The sequence below is a fragment of the Martinezella calliandrae genome, assembly GCF_030272695.1.
Classification (GTDB): Bacteria; Pseudomonadota; Alphaproteobacteria; order Rhizobiales; family Rhizobiaceae; genus Rhizobium; species Rhizobium calliandrae.
Map to the genome: position 1 here is coordinate 43117 of NZ_JARFYN010000007.1, position 16694 is coordinate 59810.

Annotated in this window: 16 protein-coding genes; 10 read left to right on the forward strand and 6 right to left on the reverse strand. The window is 60.1% G+C overall.

The features are described 5' to 3' along the window. Positions 1-101: 101 nt before the first annotated feature. From PY650_RS07165 to PY650_RS07185, 5 genes are all read left to right on the forward strand, one after another. Positions 102-1154 carry a sugar phosphate isomerase/epimerase family protein gene (locus tag PY650_RS07165; RefSeq protein ID WP_285878365.1) on the forward strand — a complete coding sequence of 351 codons (1053 nt, stop codon included), beginning with the start codon at positions 102-104 and terminating at the stop codon, positions 1152-1154. A 290-nt stretch (positions 1155-1444) separates the two neighbouring features. Then, positions 1445-2632, forward strand: coding sequence for a Gfo/Idh/MocA family protein (locus PY650_RS07170; RefSeq protein WP_285878366.1), 1188 nt, complete (start codon positions 1445-1447; stop codon positions 2630-2632). A gap of 191 nt (positions 2633-2823) precedes the next feature. Further along, positions 2824-4197: a GH1 family beta-glucosidase gene (locus tag PY650_RS07175; protein ID WP_285878367.1), complete on the forward strand. Its 1374-nt coding sequence runs from the start codon at positions 2824-2826 to the stop codon at positions 4195-4197. A gap of 79 nt (positions 4198-4276) precedes the next feature. Next, positions 4277-4825, forward strand: coding sequence for an NADPH-dependent FMN reductase (locus tag PY650_RS07180; RefSeq protein ID WP_432761501.1), 549 nt, complete (start codon positions 4277-4279; stop codon positions 4823-4825). Between the two features lie 111 nt (positions 4826-4936). Then, a complete protein-coding gene (locus PY650_RS07185) occupies positions 4937-7153 on the forward strand; it encodes a bifunctional diguanylate cyclase/phosphodiesterase (protein ID WP_285878368.1) in 2217 nt (738 codons plus the stop codon). 5 nt (positions 7154-7158) lie between these two features. Here the strand turns inward: PY650_RS07185 and trhO are convergent, their stop codons facing one another. Next, entirely contained in the window at positions 7159-8103 is a 945-nt protein-coding gene (gene trhO / locus PY650_RS07190) for an oxygen-dependent tRNA uridine(34) hydroxylase TrhO (protein WP_285878369.1), read from the reverse strand. Between the two features lie 184 nt (positions 8104-8287). Between trhO and PY650_RS07195 the strand changes: the two genes are divergently transcribed. Continuing rightward, complete coding sequence (locus PY650_RS07195; protein ID WP_285878522.1) at positions 8288-8752, forward strand: GNAT family N-acetyltransferase; 465 nt, start codon at positions 8288-8290, stop codon at positions 8750-8752. Between the two features lie 98 nt (positions 8753-8850). On the opposite strand, the gene PY650_RS07200 is transcribed toward PY650_RS07195, so the two are convergent. After that, positions 8851-9759, reverse strand: coding sequence for a CHAD domain-containing protein (locus PY650_RS07200; protein WP_285878371.1), 909 nt, complete (start codon positions 9757-9759; stop codon positions 8851-8853). Beyond that, positions 9737-10222, reverse strand: coding sequence for a CYTH domain-containing protein (locus PY650_RS07205; RefSeq protein ID WP_285878372.1), 486 nt, complete (start codon positions 10220-10222; stop codon positions 9737-9739). Before PY650_RS07205 ends, PY650_RS07200 begins: the two co-directional genes overlap by 23 nt. A 160-nt stretch (positions 10223-10382) precedes the next feature. On the opposite strand from PY650_RS07205, the gene PY650_RS07210 reads away from it, so the two are divergent. The 3 genes from PY650_RS07210 (at position 10383) to PY650_RS07220 (ending at position 12222) form a co-directional block, all read left to right on the forward strand. Next, positions 10383-11021: a 2-dehydro-3-deoxy-phosphogluconate aldolase gene (locus tag PY650_RS07210; RefSeq protein ID WP_285878373.1), complete on the forward strand. Its 639-nt coding sequence runs from the start codon at positions 10383-10385 to the stop codon at positions 11019-11021. Positions 11022-11207: 186 nt separating this feature from the next. Continuing rightward, complete coding sequence (locus PY650_RS07215) at positions 11208-11915, forward strand: tellurite resistance TerB family protein (RefSeq protein WP_285878374.1); 708 nt, start codon at positions 11208-11210, stop codon at positions 11913-11915. Positions 11916-12006: 91 nt separating this feature from the next. Beyond that, the gene (locus tag PY650_RS07220) at positions 12007-12222 is read left to right on the forward strand and encodes a hypothetical protein (protein ID WP_285878376.1); all 216 of its coding nucleotides are present in this window, start codon (positions 12007-12009) and stop codon (positions 12220-12222) included. Between the two features lie 9 nt (positions 12223-12231). On the opposite strand, the gene PY650_RS07225 is transcribed toward PY650_RS07220, so the two are convergent. The 3 genes from PY650_RS07225 to PY650_RS07235 all read right to left on the reverse strand — a co-directional run bounded on the left by PY650_RS07225 (position 12232) and on the right by PY650_RS07235 (position 14978). Next, on the reverse strand, positions 12232-13344 hold the full coding sequence (locus PY650_RS07225; protein WP_285878377.1) for a nickel/cobalt transporter: 1113 nt from the start codon (positions 13342-13344) through the stop codon (positions 12232-12234). After that, positions 13338-14018, reverse strand: a complete 681-nt coding sequence (locus PY650_RS07230) for a DUF1007 family protein (RefSeq protein WP_285878378.1) — start codon at positions 14016-14018, stop codon at positions 13338-13340. Before PY650_RS07230 ends, PY650_RS07225 begins: the two co-directional genes overlap by 7 nt. 66 nt (positions 14019-14084) lie before the next feature. After that, positions 14085-14978 carry a LysR family transcriptional regulator gene (locus PY650_RS07235; RefSeq protein WP_285868299.1) on the reverse strand — a complete coding sequence of 298 codons (894 nt, stop codon included), beginning with the start codon at positions 14976-14978 and terminating at the stop codon, positions 14085-14087. Positions 14979-15510: 532 nt separating this feature from the next. On the opposite strand from PY650_RS07235, the gene odc2 reads away from it, so the two are divergent. After that, on the forward strand, positions 15511-16644 hold the full coding sequence (gene odc2, locus PY650_RS07240) for an ornithine/lysine decarboxylase (protein WP_285878379.1): 1134 nt from the start codon (positions 15511-15513) through the stop codon (positions 16642-16644). Positions 16645-16694: the final 50 nt, after the last annotated feature.

The following is a 16694-nucleotide window of genomic DNA, read 5'->3' on the forward strand; positions in this document are numbered from 1 at the left end:
CGGCCCTATTGTTTTTGAGGGAAGGACGCCTCGTTCGCCCCGAATGAGGTGTTGAATCGCTTCGGAAACGTTTACAGCACACGACCAGGGAGGAATTACGCATGAAGACGATCAAGGGCCCAGGCCTGTTTCTCGGACAATTCGCAAGCGACGAAGCTCCGTTCAACTCGTGGGATTCGATCACCAAATGGGCGGCCGAGGCCGGCTATGTTGGCGTGCAGGTACCGACCTGGGCAGGCCAGCTGATCGACCTGAAGAAGGCCGCGACCTCCAAGGATTATTGCGACGAATTTGCTGGCGTCGCCCGCGCCAACGGCGTCGAGGTCACCGAGCTTTCGACCCATCTGCAGGGCCAGCTCGTTGCCGTGCATCCGGCCTATGACGAGGCCTTCGACGGTTTTGCGGCGCCGGAAGTGCGCGGCAACCCGAAGGCGCGGCAGCAATGGGCCGTCGAGCAGGTGAAGATGGCGCTGTCGGCTTCCAAGCATCTCGGCATCAAGGCGCACGCGACCTTCTCCGGCGCGCTCGCCTGGCCGTTCCTCTATCCCTGGCCGCAGCGTCCGGCCGGCCTGGTGGAAACTGCATTCGACGAGCTTGCCCGCCGCTGGACGCCGATCCTCGATCATGCCGATTCCTGCGGCGTCGATGTCGCCTACGAAATCCATCCCGGCGAAGATCTGCACGACGGTATTACTTTCGAAATGTTCCTGGAGCGGGTCGGCAACCATCCGCGCGCCAACATGCTCTATGACCCGTCGCACTATGTCCTGCAGTGCCTCGACTATCTCGACCATCTCGATATCTACAAGGACCGCATCAAGATGTTCCACGTTAAGGATGCGGAGTTCAATCCGACTGGGCGTCAGGGCGTCTATGGTGGCTATCAGAGCTGGGTCAACCGCGCCGGCCGCTTCCGTTCGCCAGGCGACGGCCAGGTCGATTTCGGCTCGATCTTCTCGAAGCTGACCGCCAATGATTTCGATGGCTGGGCCGTGGTCGAATGGGAATGCTGCCTTAAGCATCCGGAAGACGGCGCACGCGAAGGTGCCGAATTCGTCAAGTCGCACATCATCCGCGTTACCGAAAAGGCGTTCGACGACTTTGCCGGCAGTGGCACGGATCAGGCTGCCAACCGTCGCATGCTGGGGCTTTGATAATTCTCTCTTCTCCCCCCGGGGGGAGGAGAGAGGGCTCCCTCGTCCTTCTTGGCTTCAGTCCTTCAACAGAGCTCAGGAGGCTGCACACCTCAGGACGAGGGTGGAGCGGGCTCTCGCGATATTCCTAGGAGCCATCGGCGCCATCAGTAGATGGAAGAGCGTGGGTGCAAAAGATCAGCCTCACCGTGAGGTGGCCCGGCCCTCGAAGGGCGAGGCGGGTTGCTTGGAACGGCAGGCACCAAATCTCCCCCGCAAGGGGCGAATTCTAATTCATTCAGGAGGAACATATGGCAATCGAAGGATCATCGGAGCAGACGCGTGAGCCGCGCATTCGGCTTGGTATGGTGGGTGGAGGCGCCGGCGCCTTCATCGGTGCGGTGCATCGCATCGCCGCCCGCATCGACGACCAGTTCGATCTCGTCGCTGGCGCGCTGTCGGCCTCGCCGGACAAGGCGATCGCTTCGGGCCGCGATCTCGGTCTCGATCCGACCCGCACCTATTCCAGCTATCGAGATATGGCAATCCGCGAAGCCAAGCTGAAGAACGGCATCGAAGCAGTTTCGATCGTCACGCCGAACCATGTTCACTACGCCGCCGCCAAGGAATTTCTGAGGCGTGGGATCCATGTCATCTGCGACAAGCCGCTGACCTCCAACCTTGCCGATGCCAAGAAGCTGAAGAAAGTGGCCGACGAAAGCGGTGCGCTGTTCATCCTGACGCACAACTACACCGGCTATCCGATGGTCCGCCAGGCGCGTGAGATGATCGCCAATGGCGAGCTCGGCGATATCCGCATCGTGCAGGCGGAATATCCGCAGGACTGGCTGACGGAAAACATCGAGCAGTCCGGCCAGAAGCAGGCCGCCTGGCGCACCGATCCGTCGCAGTCCGGCGCTGGCGGCTCCACCGGCGATATCGGCACACATGCCTACAACCTCGCCTCCTTTGTCACCGGCCTGGAACTCGACAGCCTTGCCGCCGATCTCGACAGTTTCGTCGAAGGCCGCCGTCTGGACGACAATGGTCATCTGCTGCTGCGGTTCAAAGCCAAGGGTTCGGAGAAGCCGGCCAAGGGCATGCTGTGGTGCAGTCAGGTGGCGCTAGGCCATGAGAACGGCCTTAAGCTCCGCGTCTACGGCACCAAGGGCGGCATCGAATGGACGCAGGCCGACCCCAACTATCTCTGGTACACGCCGTTCGGCGAGCCGAAGCGCCTGATCACCCGCAATGGCGCCGGATCGGGTGCTGCGGCCGCGCGCGTCTCGCGCATCCCGTCCGGCCATCCGGAAGGCTATCTCGAAGCCTTCGCCACAATCTACACTGAAGCTGCGCGCGCCATAAACGCCCGCAAGAAGGGCGTGGCAGTCGATCCGGGCGTCGTCTACCCGACCGTCGATGACGGCGTGAAGGGTGTCGCTTTCGTCGAGGCCTGCGTTGCTTCTTCGAAGCGCAATGGCGCTTGGGTCAAGCTCTGATCCGTGCGTAGGGGACGGCTGGTTGTTTGCCGTCCCATCCTCCTCGACTTCTGACTGCAACGTTGCAGTTTTGTCATTGCAGGACTGTACAAGGACGTTTTCGTAGGTTTAAACCGCACGAAAGCCCAATGTCGTGAGCGCGGGTCGATCGCACCCGGCCGTCCCGCCGTTTGAGAGAAACGAGGTTAGTCATGATTGATCCCAAGAGCTTTGCCGCCCGTTTCCCGGGCGATTTCACGTTCGGTGTCGCCACCGCCGCCTTCCAGATCGAAGGCGCCACCAAGGCGGACGGCCGCAAGCCATCGATCTGGGATGCTTTCGCCAACATGCCGGGCCGCGTCTACCATCGCCATAACGGCGATGTCGCCTGTGATCATTACAATCGCTTGGAACAGGATCTCGATCTGATCAAGGAGATGGGCGTCGAGGCTTATCGCTTCTCGATCGCATGGCCGCGCATCATTCCTGACGGTACGGGTCCGGTGAACGAAGCCGGTCTCGATTTCTACGACCGTCTCGTCGATGGCTGCAAGGCGCGCGGCATCAAGACCTTTGCGACGCTTTATCACTGGGACTTGCCGCTGACGCTTGCCGGCGACGGCGGCTGGACGGCGCGTTCCACGGCCTATGCCTATCAGCGGTATGTGAAGACCGTCGTGGCCCGCCTCGGCGACCGCCTGGATTCGATCGCCACCTTCAATGAGCCCTGGTGCATTGTCTGGCTGAGCCACCTTTACGGCATCCACGCACCGGGCGAACGCAACATGCAGGCGGCGCTTTATGCCATGCACACCATGAACCTCGCGCACGGCCTTGGTGTCGAGGCGATCCGCGCGGAAGCGCCCAAAGTGCCGGTTGGTATCGTCATCAATGCCGCCTCTATCCTTCCGGGTTCCGATAGTGCGGAAGATCAGGCCGCCGTCGAGCGCGCGCATCAGTTCCACAACGGCGCCTTCTTCGATCCGATCTTTAAGGGTCAGTATCCGAAGGAATTCGTCGAGGCGCTTGGCGACCGCATGCCTATTGTCGAGGACGGTGACCTGAAGATCATCAACCAGAAGCTCGATTGGTGGGGTCTGAACTATTATATGCCGATGCGCGTCTACGATGACGCCTCCAAGAGCGGCGACTTCCCCTGGACGAATGAAGCGCCCCCGGCAAGCGAGGTGAAGACCGATATCGGCTGGGAAATCTACGCGCCAGGCCTGAAGCACGTCGTGGAAGATCTCTACAAGCGCTACGAGCTGCCGGAATGCTACATCACCGAGAACGGTGCCTGCTATAACATGGGGGTCGTCAACGGCGAAGTCGACGACCAGCCGCGCCTCGATTACTACATCGACCATCTCGGCATCGTCGCTGACCTGATCAAGGACGGTTATCCCATGCGCGGCTATTTCGCCTGGAGCCTGATGGATAATTTCGAGTGGGCGGAAGGTTACCGCATGCGCTTCGGCCTCGTACATGTCGATTACGAGACGCAGGTGCGGACGGTCAAGAAGAGCGGCAAGTGGTATCGTGAACTCGCCGGTCAGTTCCCGAAGGGGAACCATAAGACGGCTTGATCCACGTCGCCTTTCCGGCCCATCAATTAAGGGCTGGACGGCTGTCGCACGAATCGCTGGCGCTTGATAGGCTTCGCGGATGATCCAGCGTCCGCTTTCCTTCTACGCGCTCTGGGGAAGTCAAAGACAGGCCTCCACCAGCCGCCGGCTGCTGGAGGCTCTCCGACTGATATCGCCTGACGGAGTTTCGATAGAAATCTGCGATTTGATCGGCAATCTGCCGATCTTCAATCCGGATCATGAAGGTGACAGGACGCCTTCCGTTGTCGATGCATTTGCGGCCAAGATCCGCAACGCGGACGGGCTGATCGTGTCCTGTCCGGAATATGCCCATGGCATTCCTGGCGGCTTCAAAAACGCGCTGGATTGGCTGGTGTCGCGCGACGAGGTGCCGTTCAGGCCGCTGATGTTTGCGCACGCCTCGCATCGCGGCGATCTTGTGCTGGAGCAACTGACCGAAGTGTTGCAGACCATGTCGCTCCGTATCGTGCCGGAGGCTTTTCTGCGCGTGCCGCTCGCCGGCAAGAGCGATGAGGCGCAGGCGGCGCTCCTGGCGGAGATGCAAGAGAATGGCGCGCTGAGGGCAAGCCTCAATCGTTTTGCGCAGGCAATCCGCGGATCCATATGAAATGCTTGCGGCGCCGATCAACATGCAACCCTGTCACGCAATAATCATAGGTTCGCTTTAACCGTTTTTTGAAGACCTGAAGGCAGACTTCTCAAGCTAAGGAGAAGCGCATTGGGAGCAGTTTTCGGGTCATTCCAGCGGAATACGCAAATCGGTCGTCATTCCATCGTGACGGCCGTTTTGTTTTCGTTCGCTCTGGTCGTCATAGTCGTCACGCTGATGGTGCTGACGGCGATCGGCCGGGTGGCTGATTATTCCAACAAATTGGACGACGAGCGTTCCTGGGAAACCACCGCCGGTGCGCTGAAGACCTTCGAAGGCCTGCTCGACGCGACGCTGCATGACTATGCGGCGCGCAATGCTGCCGCCCGGAATGTCTATGAGGTAAACGATCAGGACTGGATCGCCGGCAACTATGGCGAAATGTCCGCCGATGGCGCCCTGTTCGACATGGCGCTGGTCGTCGATGACGACAACAAGCCCGTCATTGCCTATCGGGATGGCAAACCGATGACCGATAAGATCGAGGATGTCTTTGATGCCTCGATCTGGGCCCTGGTGGATCAGGTGCGCAAGACGCGGGCAACCAGCGTGCCGGAGGCGAGCGGCTATGTGATGACCGACAAGGGCATTGCCGCCATCGGTGTTGGGACGATCCGCGAAAAATCCGGCCACATCCCCGTCCCGGAAGGCAAGCGCCGCTATCTGATCTTTGTCCGGCACCTCGATGCGGCCAAGATCAAGATGCTCTCCAATACCTATGTCATCAGCGGCCTCAGGCTGGTGCCGCCGGACACGATCGCGCGCTATGCCGTCTCGATCGTCGATCCGCTCGGCAAGCCCCTCGGGCGGCTGGTCTGGACATCGCGCGGACCTGGTGACGTCAGCTATCAACAGGCCCGTCCGCTGGTGGTCGGCGCACTCGGCCTGGTCGGCATGTTTTTCGTGGTGCTGCTCATATTGGGGTCGCTGGCAGGTCGACGTTTGAGGGCGGAAGAGACGCTGGCGCGCCAGGGTTCGCTGCGAGACCGGCTTAGCGGCCTTCTCAATCGCGAGGGCCTGCGCCTCGATGTCGACCGATTGGTGGAAAGCGCCCGGGCCGACGGCAGCAATGTCCTGCTGCTCTATCTCGACCTCGACGGATTCAAAGAGATCAATGACGCCTATGGTCACGGCACCGGGGATCAGTTGATCCGCGCCGTCGCCGCCGGGCTGAATGTGCTCATTCCGCCGACGGCGACGCTCGCGCGACTTGGCGGCGACGAGTTCGCTGTGGCCTTTCCGACCAAGGAGCTGAACGACGCGCCGGCGCTTAGACTTGCCGAACAGGTGCTGGATTTCTTTGCCGAGCCATTGGAGATCGGCCGGCGCGTGGTCGTTGTCGGCGCCAGCATCGGCATCGCCAGTTCGCCTGAGGGCCGGATCGACCGCGAGGAACTGGTGCGCCGAGCCGACCTTGCCATGTACAAAGCCAAGGAAGCAGGCCGCGCTCGCATGACCTGCTACGAGACGGCCATGGATGCCGATCGCGAGGAACGCAACGCGTTGGAACTTGACCTGCGCAATGCTATCGAAAAGGAAGAGTTGACGCTTGCCTATCAGCCGCTGGTCGATGCCAAGAGCCATGAGATCACCGGCGTCGAGGCGTTGGTGCGCTGGAGCAGGCCCGGTTACGGGCCGATTTCGCCCGATGCCTTCATACCCATTGCTGAAACGAGCGGCCTGATCGAGGCACTCGGGCTACTCGTGCTGCGCAAAGCCTGCGAGGCAGCGCAGCAATGGCCGGGCCTGCGCGTTGCAGTCAACGTCTCGCCGGGCCAATTCCGCAATCCCGCTTTTGCGGACTATGTGCGGCATGTGTTGAGCCGTACGGAGATTGAAGCCGAACGCATCACGCTGGAAATCACCGAAGGCTATATCATCCAGAATCCGGAGCGCACGCGCCAGTCGATCGAGCAGCTCAAGGCGCTCGGCGTCAAGGTGGCGCTCGATGACTTTGGCTCGGGCTTCTCGTCGATCGGGTATCTCCGCCAATTCGGCTTCGACCGCATCAAGATCGACCGGTCGCTGACCATGGATGTGCTAACGGATAGCCGTGCCCGCGAGATGCTGCAGGCGACGGTGGCATTGGCGCGTTCGCTCGACATGCCCGTGACGGCGGAAGGCATCGAGACGGAAGAGCAGGGGATCGCCCTGGAACTCTTCGGCTGCGACGAGCTGCAGGGCTATTTCTTCGGCAAGCCGCTGCCGGAAGCCGAAATCAGCAAGCGGCTGAAGGCGCAGACGGCGGCCCATACGATCGCCGACGAGCGGGAAGCAGCCGCCTAAATTCCTTAGCCGCCTATGTGCTCTTGGCCGCGCTTGCGGGCGAGCGCGATCTGGCGTTGCCGTTCGCGATAACGTTCGCGGTCGGCCTCGGTGCGGTCGTGGTAGCATTGGCTGCAGGACACACCGGCTTCATAAAAGGGAGAGGTGACCTCTTCGACGGTGATGGGATTGCGGCAGGCATGGCAGAGCCTGTGATTGCCTTCCTTCAGGCCATGTTCGACGGAGACCCTTTCGTCGAAGACGAAGCAGGCGCCTTCCCAAAGGCTTTCTTCGGCGGGCACTTCCTCGAGATATTTCAGGATGCCGCCCTTCAGGTGGTAAACCTCGTCAAACCCCTGCTCCTTCATGAAGGCAGTCGCCTTCTCGCAGCGGATGCCGCCGGTGCAATACATCGCGATTTTCGGCTTGTTGTGCAGGCGCTCGTTCTGGCGCACCCATTCCGGAAATTCGCGAAACGTCTTGGTCTTCGGATCGACCGCGCCCTTGAATACACCGATCGCCGTCTCGTAATCGTTGCGTGTGTCGATGACGATTGTGTCGGGGTCGGAGATCAACGCATTCCAGTCCTTCGGCGCGACATAGGTGCCTACGATCTTGGTGGGGTCGATACTCTCGACGCCCATGGTGACGATCTCTTTTTTCAGCTTCACCTTCATGCGCACGAAAGGCATTTTCGATGCCCTGCTTTCCTTGTGCTCCAGACTTGAAAATTCCGGCTGGGCGCGCAGGAAAGAGAGGACGGTGCCGATAGCTGCATCCGTACCGGCGATGGTGCCGTTGATGCCTTCGTGGGCGAGGAGCAGTGTGCCCTTGACGCCGTTTGCTTCGCAGAGCGCAAGCAGCGGCTCCCGCACGGCCTCGAAGCGCGGAAAGGAAGCAAAATGATAGAGGGCGGCAACGAGGAATGCGCCGCCTGCCTCATGTCGTGGAGTGGAAAGGATGTCCGTCATGCCGCGGAAATACAATTTTGCGCGCCGGCAAGCAATCGGGATTTATATTATGCGTCACAGTGGCCGCGATCCGACTTGCGTCAACCTTTGCAAAGATCATGCGGAGAAACGATGAATGGATCAGCCGGCCGTAATTTGTGCGGGAGCGATCGATACGCCACCAGAGGTGAAGGTGCCAAAGAACATGCTGACTGTAAGAGCATATGTCCCGGCGGATGCCAATCAGACCAGCGACATATTCCAGAGAGCGATCCGGCAAGTGGCGTCTAGGGACTACAATCAGGCCCAAGTCGATGCCTGGGCTAAAGTGGACGACAGGGAAGCCTGGGCAAAACGCCGGTCAAGCAGGCCGACCTGGATCGCGCAGCATGCGAGCGTGCCAGTCGGATTTGCGGATCTCGAGGCCGATGGGCACTTGGATATGATGTTTGTTCATCCCGACTATCAAGGCATCGGGGCTGCCAGCCTGCTCCTGACGGCGATCGAGGCAGAGGCGAGAAAACAGGGGCTCGGGTGCATTTTTACGGAAGCCAGCCTTACCGCCAGACCATTCTTCGAACGACGAGGTTTCCTCGTCCTGGCATCGCAGACGGTGGAAAAGCGCGGGCAGATGCTCGAAAATTTTCGTATGGAGAAATTGCTTCGATAGATGGCGCACCCGGCAAAACTTGTTGCCGGCGATGATTGCTTCCATGGGCGAGGAACCGATTTCACGCCTTCGGTGACGAGCGTGTAGCGGAGACTACCTCAATCCCCAGCTTCCAGCCAAAGCCGTTTGATCGTCCGCGCTTCCTGCTTTGGCTCGTCGGCGAAAACCCAACGGGCCTTGTCAAGGGCATCCTGGCGGGCGGTTTGTTGGCGGGAGATGATCGCCTCCAGCAGGCGGGCGCGGTCGTCGTTTCCGTTGAAGAGATGCGGCTCGCGATCGGTGACTTCGGAAAGCATCGACAGATCGAGATAGCGGCCGAGCACATCGACCAGTGCCTTGGCTTCGAGCTGTTTTGCGTGCATGGCGGCCGGCCAGATGTCACGCAGCAGCGCATGATGCATCCAGCAATCCTGGCCACGTTTGCGCAGTTCGTGAAATTGATCGGTACGGGCTTCGGCATGGCACTCGGCGAGTGCCTTCGCCGCCTTGCGCCCCGTCTTGCGCCAGCTTTTTTGAAAGAGGCGCCCGGCCTCGCGTCGGCCGCTGTCGAAAGAGGTCGCATTCAGCGCCTCCAATGCGTCGCGGCAGGTAGCGACCGCGGCCTCCGCCTTCTCTTCGAGGTCGGTTTGCGTCTCCGATAGCCGATCGCGCCGGGCCGTGAGGACGTCGATGACACGTCCTAGCGCCTGGGCTTCTTCCTCACATGTCGCCGTCTCGTGCAGATGACGACCAGCCTCGATCAGAGCAGTCGCGTCGCGAACGTGGGAGAGGGTTCGCGCCATTTCCCGCAGCCTGCTATTTTCCTGTTGTTGGAACTCCGGCGCGCGGTCAGCGATCAGCCGGTAAAGCGCGCGCACGCGCTTGATATGCTTGCGCGCAGTGTGCACGGCCTCGTGCAGTCCCTCCGGCCGATCGGTCAATGCCGCTATCGCCTTGCCGAGCTGCCGCGCGGCGGCGGTATGCACATCGTCGTCGAAGGCCTTGTCAGGCCGAATGCGATAACTCATCGTATTCCTGTTCGAATTGCGTCGCGAGCGCCTGGTTGGAGTAGCGATATTCGCCGGTCACCTCGCGGCCAACCCAATCTGGCAGTTCAGGATTATCGCTTTCGCACTCCATCTCGACCTCGGCCGTCACCAGGCCGCGATGCGCGCCGCGAAAGACGTCGACTTCCCAGACGAAGCCTTTGTAGGGCACCTTGTGGCGGGTCTTCTCGATGACGAGGCCGATGGCGTTGCCGAGCAGTTCTTCGGCATCGGCAACCGGGATCTCATATTCGAACTCGTCGCGCGTCATCGCCCTGCCGATCTTCATCGTCAGGGTGGCGACCGTGTCGTTCGTCAGGCGGACGCGCACGGAGCGATCGTCCATGGAGGCTATATAGGCCTGCCGTAGGGTGAGTTTCTCGGAAGCGAGGTCGCGCCAATGATCGCCGCGCACCAGAAACTTTCGCTCGATCTCTTTTGCCATGCGCTCGACATGCTCCGTCAGCATCATATCTAAATAGACTAACGGATGTTTTCGGAATTTCCTACCCATGTTCATCAAACTTCGCTTTTGTCTCGACAATGACTTCTCGGAGGGCTATTCGAACACCGGATTTCAATCGTTTTAAGGGAGCACGCCGACCATGGGCGAGAAAACCGAAAAGCTTCTTTCCATCCTGAAACTGCAGCCCGTCGTTCCTGTCCTCATTGTCGAAGATGCGAAATCGGCTGTGCCGCTCGCCCGGGCGCTGGTTCAAGGCGGTTTGAAGGCAATCGAGATCACGCTGCGCACCGCCGGCGCGCTCGATGCCGTCCGCGCCGTGGCGGAGGAAGTCGAAGGCGCTGAAGTCGGCGCCGGCACGATCCTGAATGTCGCGCAATGGGAAGCTGCCGTCGAGGCTGGCTCGAAGTTCATCGTCAGCCCCGGTACGACGCAGGAGCTACTAGACGCTGCCCGCTCCTCCCACGTGCCGCTGCTGCCGGGTGCGGCGACAGCGAGCGAAGTCATGGCGCTGCGCGAGGAAGGCTACAAGGTGCTGAAATTCTTTCCGGCCGAACAGGCTGGCGGCGCTGCCTATCTGAAGGCGCTGTCCTCGCCGCTCGCGGGCACGCTGTTCTGCCCGACCGGCGGCGTTTCGCTGAAGAATGCCCATGATTACCTGTCGTTGCCGAACGTCATCTGCGTCGGCGGCTCCTGGGTTGCGCCGAAGGAACTGGTCACGGCCGGCGACTGGGCCGGGATCACCAAGCTCGCCGCCGAAGCGGCCGCATTGAAGGGCTAAGACCTTCCGAAAAGTCGACCAAAGGGCGTGTATGGCTCCATACGCGCCCTTTTGCTTTTCGGCAGGTTTGTATTCGCAATCGTCTCTTCCTATTTCCCTCTTGCAGGTTTGTTTGCGCATGATCTCGCCAAGAACCGCCGCGCAGGTTTTGGGATCATGCTTTACAAAGGACGGAGGACCATCAAGATGATCGACGCCCGCAAGCTTCTGGACCAGTTCCTGGGATCGCAAGTTCCGGGAATGCAGGGAAGCGTGAGAGACAAGGCGACTGAAGCCATCAATCTTGCCAGGGACAATCCGCTGGCGACCAGTGCCATTGCCGGCGTGCTGCTGGGCACAAAGACGGGCCGCGAGATTACCGGCAACGTATTGACGCTCGGCGGTCTCGCCGCCATCGCCGGGCTTGGCTATCAGGCCTACAAGAACTACCAGGCCGGCAATGCGCCGGAGCCGGCGCCGCAACCTGCCGAGCAGGCGGAGCCGCAATTCCTGCCGCCGCCTTCCAATTCCGGCTTTAGCACCACGCCGGCGATCGCAAGCAATGATTTCGCACTTTCCCTTGTCCGCGCCATGATCGCCGCCGCCCGCGCCGATGGGCATATAGACGATGCGGAGCGCAAACATATTCTCGGCAAGGTGCAGGAAGCGGGTGTCGGCCCAGAAGCGGAAGCTTTTTTAAAGCGTGAGCTCGCTAACCCTGTCGATCTCGACGCCATCGTCGCATCGGCGCAAACGGAGGAGCAGCGCGTGCAGGTCTACACTGCGTCGCGGCTGACGATCGAGCCGGATTCGCGGGCAGAGCGCGGTTATCTCGATCTTCTCGCCGGCCGTCTCGGTCTCGCCGACGCGTTGGTCGATCATATCGAGGCAACGGTCGCAAGCGCCAAGGTCTGATCATCCTCGGGAAGGGCCGGTTGCCTTTCACGGGCGGCTGGCCTAAGCCTTCGCCGGACAACGATTAGTGGCGCGCGAAGGAATAGCCATTTTGACGGATAAAAACAGCGAAACCCGCTCAACGGCGATCGCAGCCGCCATTATTTTGTTGGCAGCCATGGCGCTACTGTACCTGATGCCCGATGTCATCGTCTGGCTCGGCAATGTTTCGCCGTGGCTCGGCACCGGCTTCGGCGTCCTGGTCATCCTGGCCTTCTTTTTGGTCTTCTGGCTGAGAGCCCGCTATCAGAGGCGCAAGAACCGATAATCCACGGGGTCAGGTCTGCAGCGACGCACCGAGCAATATCACGCCGGAGCAGATGACCAGCAATGCGCCCAGGATTTCGATGCCATTGCCGACCCATGTCGAAAGCTTCGAACCGCGACCGGTGAAATGCACGGCGGTGCCCTTGGCGAAGACGGCGATAATGGCGAGCAGCGAGACGGTCAACGCGGTGCCGACCGACATGGCGATGACCGAAAGCAGACCGCCGAAATAGAGCCCGTTCAGCATCGAGAAGGTCATGACGAGCAGCGCGCCCGAGCAAGGGCGCAGGCCGACGGTGATGACCGCAGACCAGGCTTCACGGACACTGAATTTTTCGTTCGACAGCATTTTCGGATCCGGCAGGTGCGAATGGCCGCAGGTCTCGCAGACCATGTCATTGGCCAAATCATGCGTCGAGTCGTCGCAATTATAGCGATTGCCCGACTGCGCAATCGCGCGGAGACGGGAGAGTTTTTGCACAGGACCTGAGCTTTTGGAGGCATCTTCGAAAAGCGATATGCTGACCGGGCCGGCCGACGTCGCGAATTGCACCTCCTGGCGCTGCGGCCCGCTCTGGATCATCGAGCGCAGTTTGCGAAACAATAGCCAGCCACCAAAGATAATCACCATGACGAAGCTGGTGATTTCCATCGCATTGGTGGCCATCGTCATGGTGATGCCCGAGCCGCGCAGAACGAAATAGGCGGCCCCGACGACGAGAACGGCGACGATGCCCTGAATGAAGGCCGAGATAAACGAGATGACGATACCACGCTTCAGCTCGATCTCGTTTGCGACCATGTAGGAAGAGATGACGGCCTTGCCATGGCCGGGGCCGGCGGCATGAAAGATGCCGTAGGCGAAGGAGAGGCCGACCAGCGTCCACAGCTGCCAAGGGTCCTGGCGCATGGCCTCGATGGATTTGGTGAGCGCCCGATAGAAGGTCTGTTGTTGGTAGTTCACATAGAGAAAGATCGGCGCCAACGGCCCCCCGGTCGGCTGGAAGCTCGGTTCCGCCGTGCCGATGCCGAGCGGCGATCCGGTGGCGTGCGCAAGGCTAACTGCCGCGAAAAAGGCGAGAGCTGCCGCAGCAATTAGCTTCGATATCCGTGACGTCAGCATTGGACGTCTATCCGCGTTGCGAAGAGCTTCGACATGGTGGTTCCCGTTGGATCGTTGAAGAAGGCGTCCGTTAAAGTCGCCTTGTTTTCGGCGATTACGTCGTCCGGATCGGGGCGCACGACTTTCTGCGTGCAGCCTTTAAAGGCATCGCCTTCCGTCACCAGCTCGCTGTCGCTGGGAAAATCGATCGAGGTGTAGAGCGTCGGGTCGTAGATGCCGAAGCTGAGCTTGTTGCCCTTCAGCACCATAGGCTCGGATGGCTTGACCGCGAAGAACATCAGGAGCTGCCCGTCCTTGTAGTCGACATTGATAACCTCTGGCTTGTTCACCTTGATGGCTTTGCCGTTAAGCGTCAGGTTTGTGTAGTAGTCGTACTCGGCCAGCGAATCGCGCACCGTCTTGCCGACTTCCTTGAGCTCGTCCGGATCGAGCTTCAGATTGGTGTTCTTGTCGAAATCCATCAGCACCGAGGAGGAGAAGACCTCGTCGAAGCGCCAGACATTACGCAACTCCCGCACCGTGCCGTCGGAGCCTGCGAGTACTTCCAGACGCGCTTCCACGAAGATATGCGGATGTGCCGATGCCGCGAAAGGCGCGAGCAACAGGCCTCCGACGAGGGCGGTAGAATAGACAGGTGCGGATTTTCTCATGCGTCCGATGTGCTTCGTGAGCATTGATTCACCTCGATTTCTGGTCAGGAAATGAGACGGAATTGGGACCAGTCGCCAGAGCTAAAATGTTCAGCTGTGCTTGCGGAACCAGTTATGCAGGTAGTCGACGAAGATGCGCACCTTGGCCGGGAGATAACGGCGGTGCGGGTAGACTGCATAGATGCCGCGGTCGGTTGGGATGTAATCGTTGAACAATGTCAGCAGTTCGCCGCTCGCGATCGCCTTGCGGCCGATGAAATCCGGTACCACGGCAACGCCGAGGCCAGACAAGGCGGCGCGCAGCGTGGCGTGCGGGCTATTGACTTCGATCGGGCCGCTGATGGCCACATTGAACGTCGTGCTGTCCGGATTGAAGAAGCGGATGCTGTTCTGTGAACGGTTGTTGGTATCGACGATAAAGGGCACATTTGCCAGATCGTTGGGATGTTCCAGCGTCGGATAGCGGTCAAGAAACTCTTTGGTCGCGCAGATGTGAACGCGGAAATCCGAGATCTTGCGGGCGATCATGCCAGAATCCTCGAGCTTGGTGACGCGCACGGCGACATCGAAGCCTTCTTCGATCAGATCGACGAATCGGTCGTCGGCGGCGATCTCCAGCGCGAGGTCGGGATTTTCTTTGGCGAAGTCGATCAAGGATTGCCCGACATCGGCGTCGACGAAAGTGCGCGGCACGGAGATACGCAGACGGCCCTTGAGCTGCTGATTGCTCTCGCGCACGAGGTCGGCGAGATTGTCGATCTCTTTCAGTATGTCGGAAGCCGTGCGATAGTAAGTATGGCCCGCCTCGGTCATCGAAAATTGCCGGGTCGTGCGATTGAGCAGGAGCGCGCCAAGCTCATCCTCGAGTTCTCGGACATATTTGGAAAGCAGCGCCTTGGAGCGCCCGGTTTTCCTTGCGGCCGCGGAGAAACCTTCCGCCTCGACCACATCGATAAAGGCGCGAATCCGGGTCAAAGTGTCCATGGCAAAGCCCTCGTTAACCGTCGCAAGTTATTGAACAAATTGCGCTGGGTTGTTCAATTATTTTTTTCAGTCGTCGGCGAAAAAAAATCTTGATTATTACCGCGAATATTCCTATTTCGGTTTCAGCCCAAAGTCGCACGTGCCCGTGGGTGTCCGCCGATCCTCGATGTGGTGAGAAAATCGGTAAGGTACCTGGAATTAACCCCTCCAGTCGCTATTCCGGCCAACCGGAAAATGCGAGGACATCTGAAGCAACGACGGTGCGGGCCTTTTTGTTCTCTCCCGGCTTTCCATCAGCCGGGGTTACTGAAGAGGCACACCTTCATTGCCGGAAGTGCGGTTGGGATTTTCCCTCCAATCCATGGCAGACAAAGCCGAATCCGCGCTGCGTTCGTAGCACTGGTTCATTATCTGCGCGTCGCGCGTTTGCACGGTTCCGGGGTCTCCACCGGCTGGTACCTGAGCGGATGAGCGTCGCCCTTTGTCCTCTGGGTTTTTCCCGGAGCTTTTGGAATTGAAAAAGGGAATTGACATGACCACGCAACGTATTCGCGACTTTCTCGCTACCCGACGTCCGGACGGTCCCTGCCTGGTGGTTGATCTCGATGTCGTCCGCGACAATTTTCACGCCTTCCGTCATGCCATGCCGGACAGCGCCATCTACTATGCCGTAAAGGCCAACCCGGCTCCGGAAGTGCTGCGCCTGCTCGCAAGCCTCGGCTCCAACTTCGATTGCGCGTCCGTCGCTGAAATCGAAATGGCGCTCGACGCCGGTGCGACGGCTGCCCGCATCTCCTTCGGTAACACCATCAAGAAGGAGCGCGATGTCGCCCGTGCGCATGCACTTGGTATCGACCTCTTCGCTGTCGACAGCCACGAGGAAGTCGAGAAGATTTCCCGTGCCGCTCCCGGCGCTCGTGTGTTCTGCCGCGTGCTGACGGATGGGGAAGGCGCCGAATGGCCGCTGTCTCGCAAGTTCGGCTGCGTTCCACAGATGGCTGTCGACGTTCTCGTCTATGCCCATCAGCTCGGCCTGGAATCCTACGGCGTGTCTTTCCACGTCGGCTCGCAGATGACCAAGGTCGATGCCTGGGACGCTGCCCTTGCCGATGCCAAGCGCGTCTTCGTCTCGCTTGCCAAGCAGGGCATTCACCTGCAGATGGTCAACATGGGCGGTGGTTTCCCGACCAAGTACCTGCGCGACGTTCCTTCGGCCGAAGCCTACGGCAAGGCGATCTTTGCGTCTCTGCGCGCCCATTTCGGCAACCAGATCCCGCGCACGATCATCGAGCCGGGCCGCGGCATGGTCGGCAATGCCGGCGTGATCAAGGCTGAAGTCGTCCTAATCTCCAAGAAGTCGGACAACGACGCCGCTCGCTGGGTCTTCCTCGACATCGGCAAGTTCGGTGGTCTCGCCGAAACCATGGACGAGGCGATCCGCTACCCAATCCTCACGACGCGTGACGGCGACGAGATGGAACCCTGTGTCATCGCCGGCCCGACCTGCGATTCGGCAGACGTGCTTTATGAAAAGAACCTCTATCCGCTACCGGTCACGCTCACCATCGGCGACGAGGTCCTGATCGAAGGCACCGGTGCCTATACCACGACCTATTCGGCGGTTGCTTTCAACGGCTTCGACCCGCTGAAGGCCTATGTCATCTAAAGTCCGATATCGCCGCCCCGTAACCAGCCGGGGCGGCACCCTCACAATAA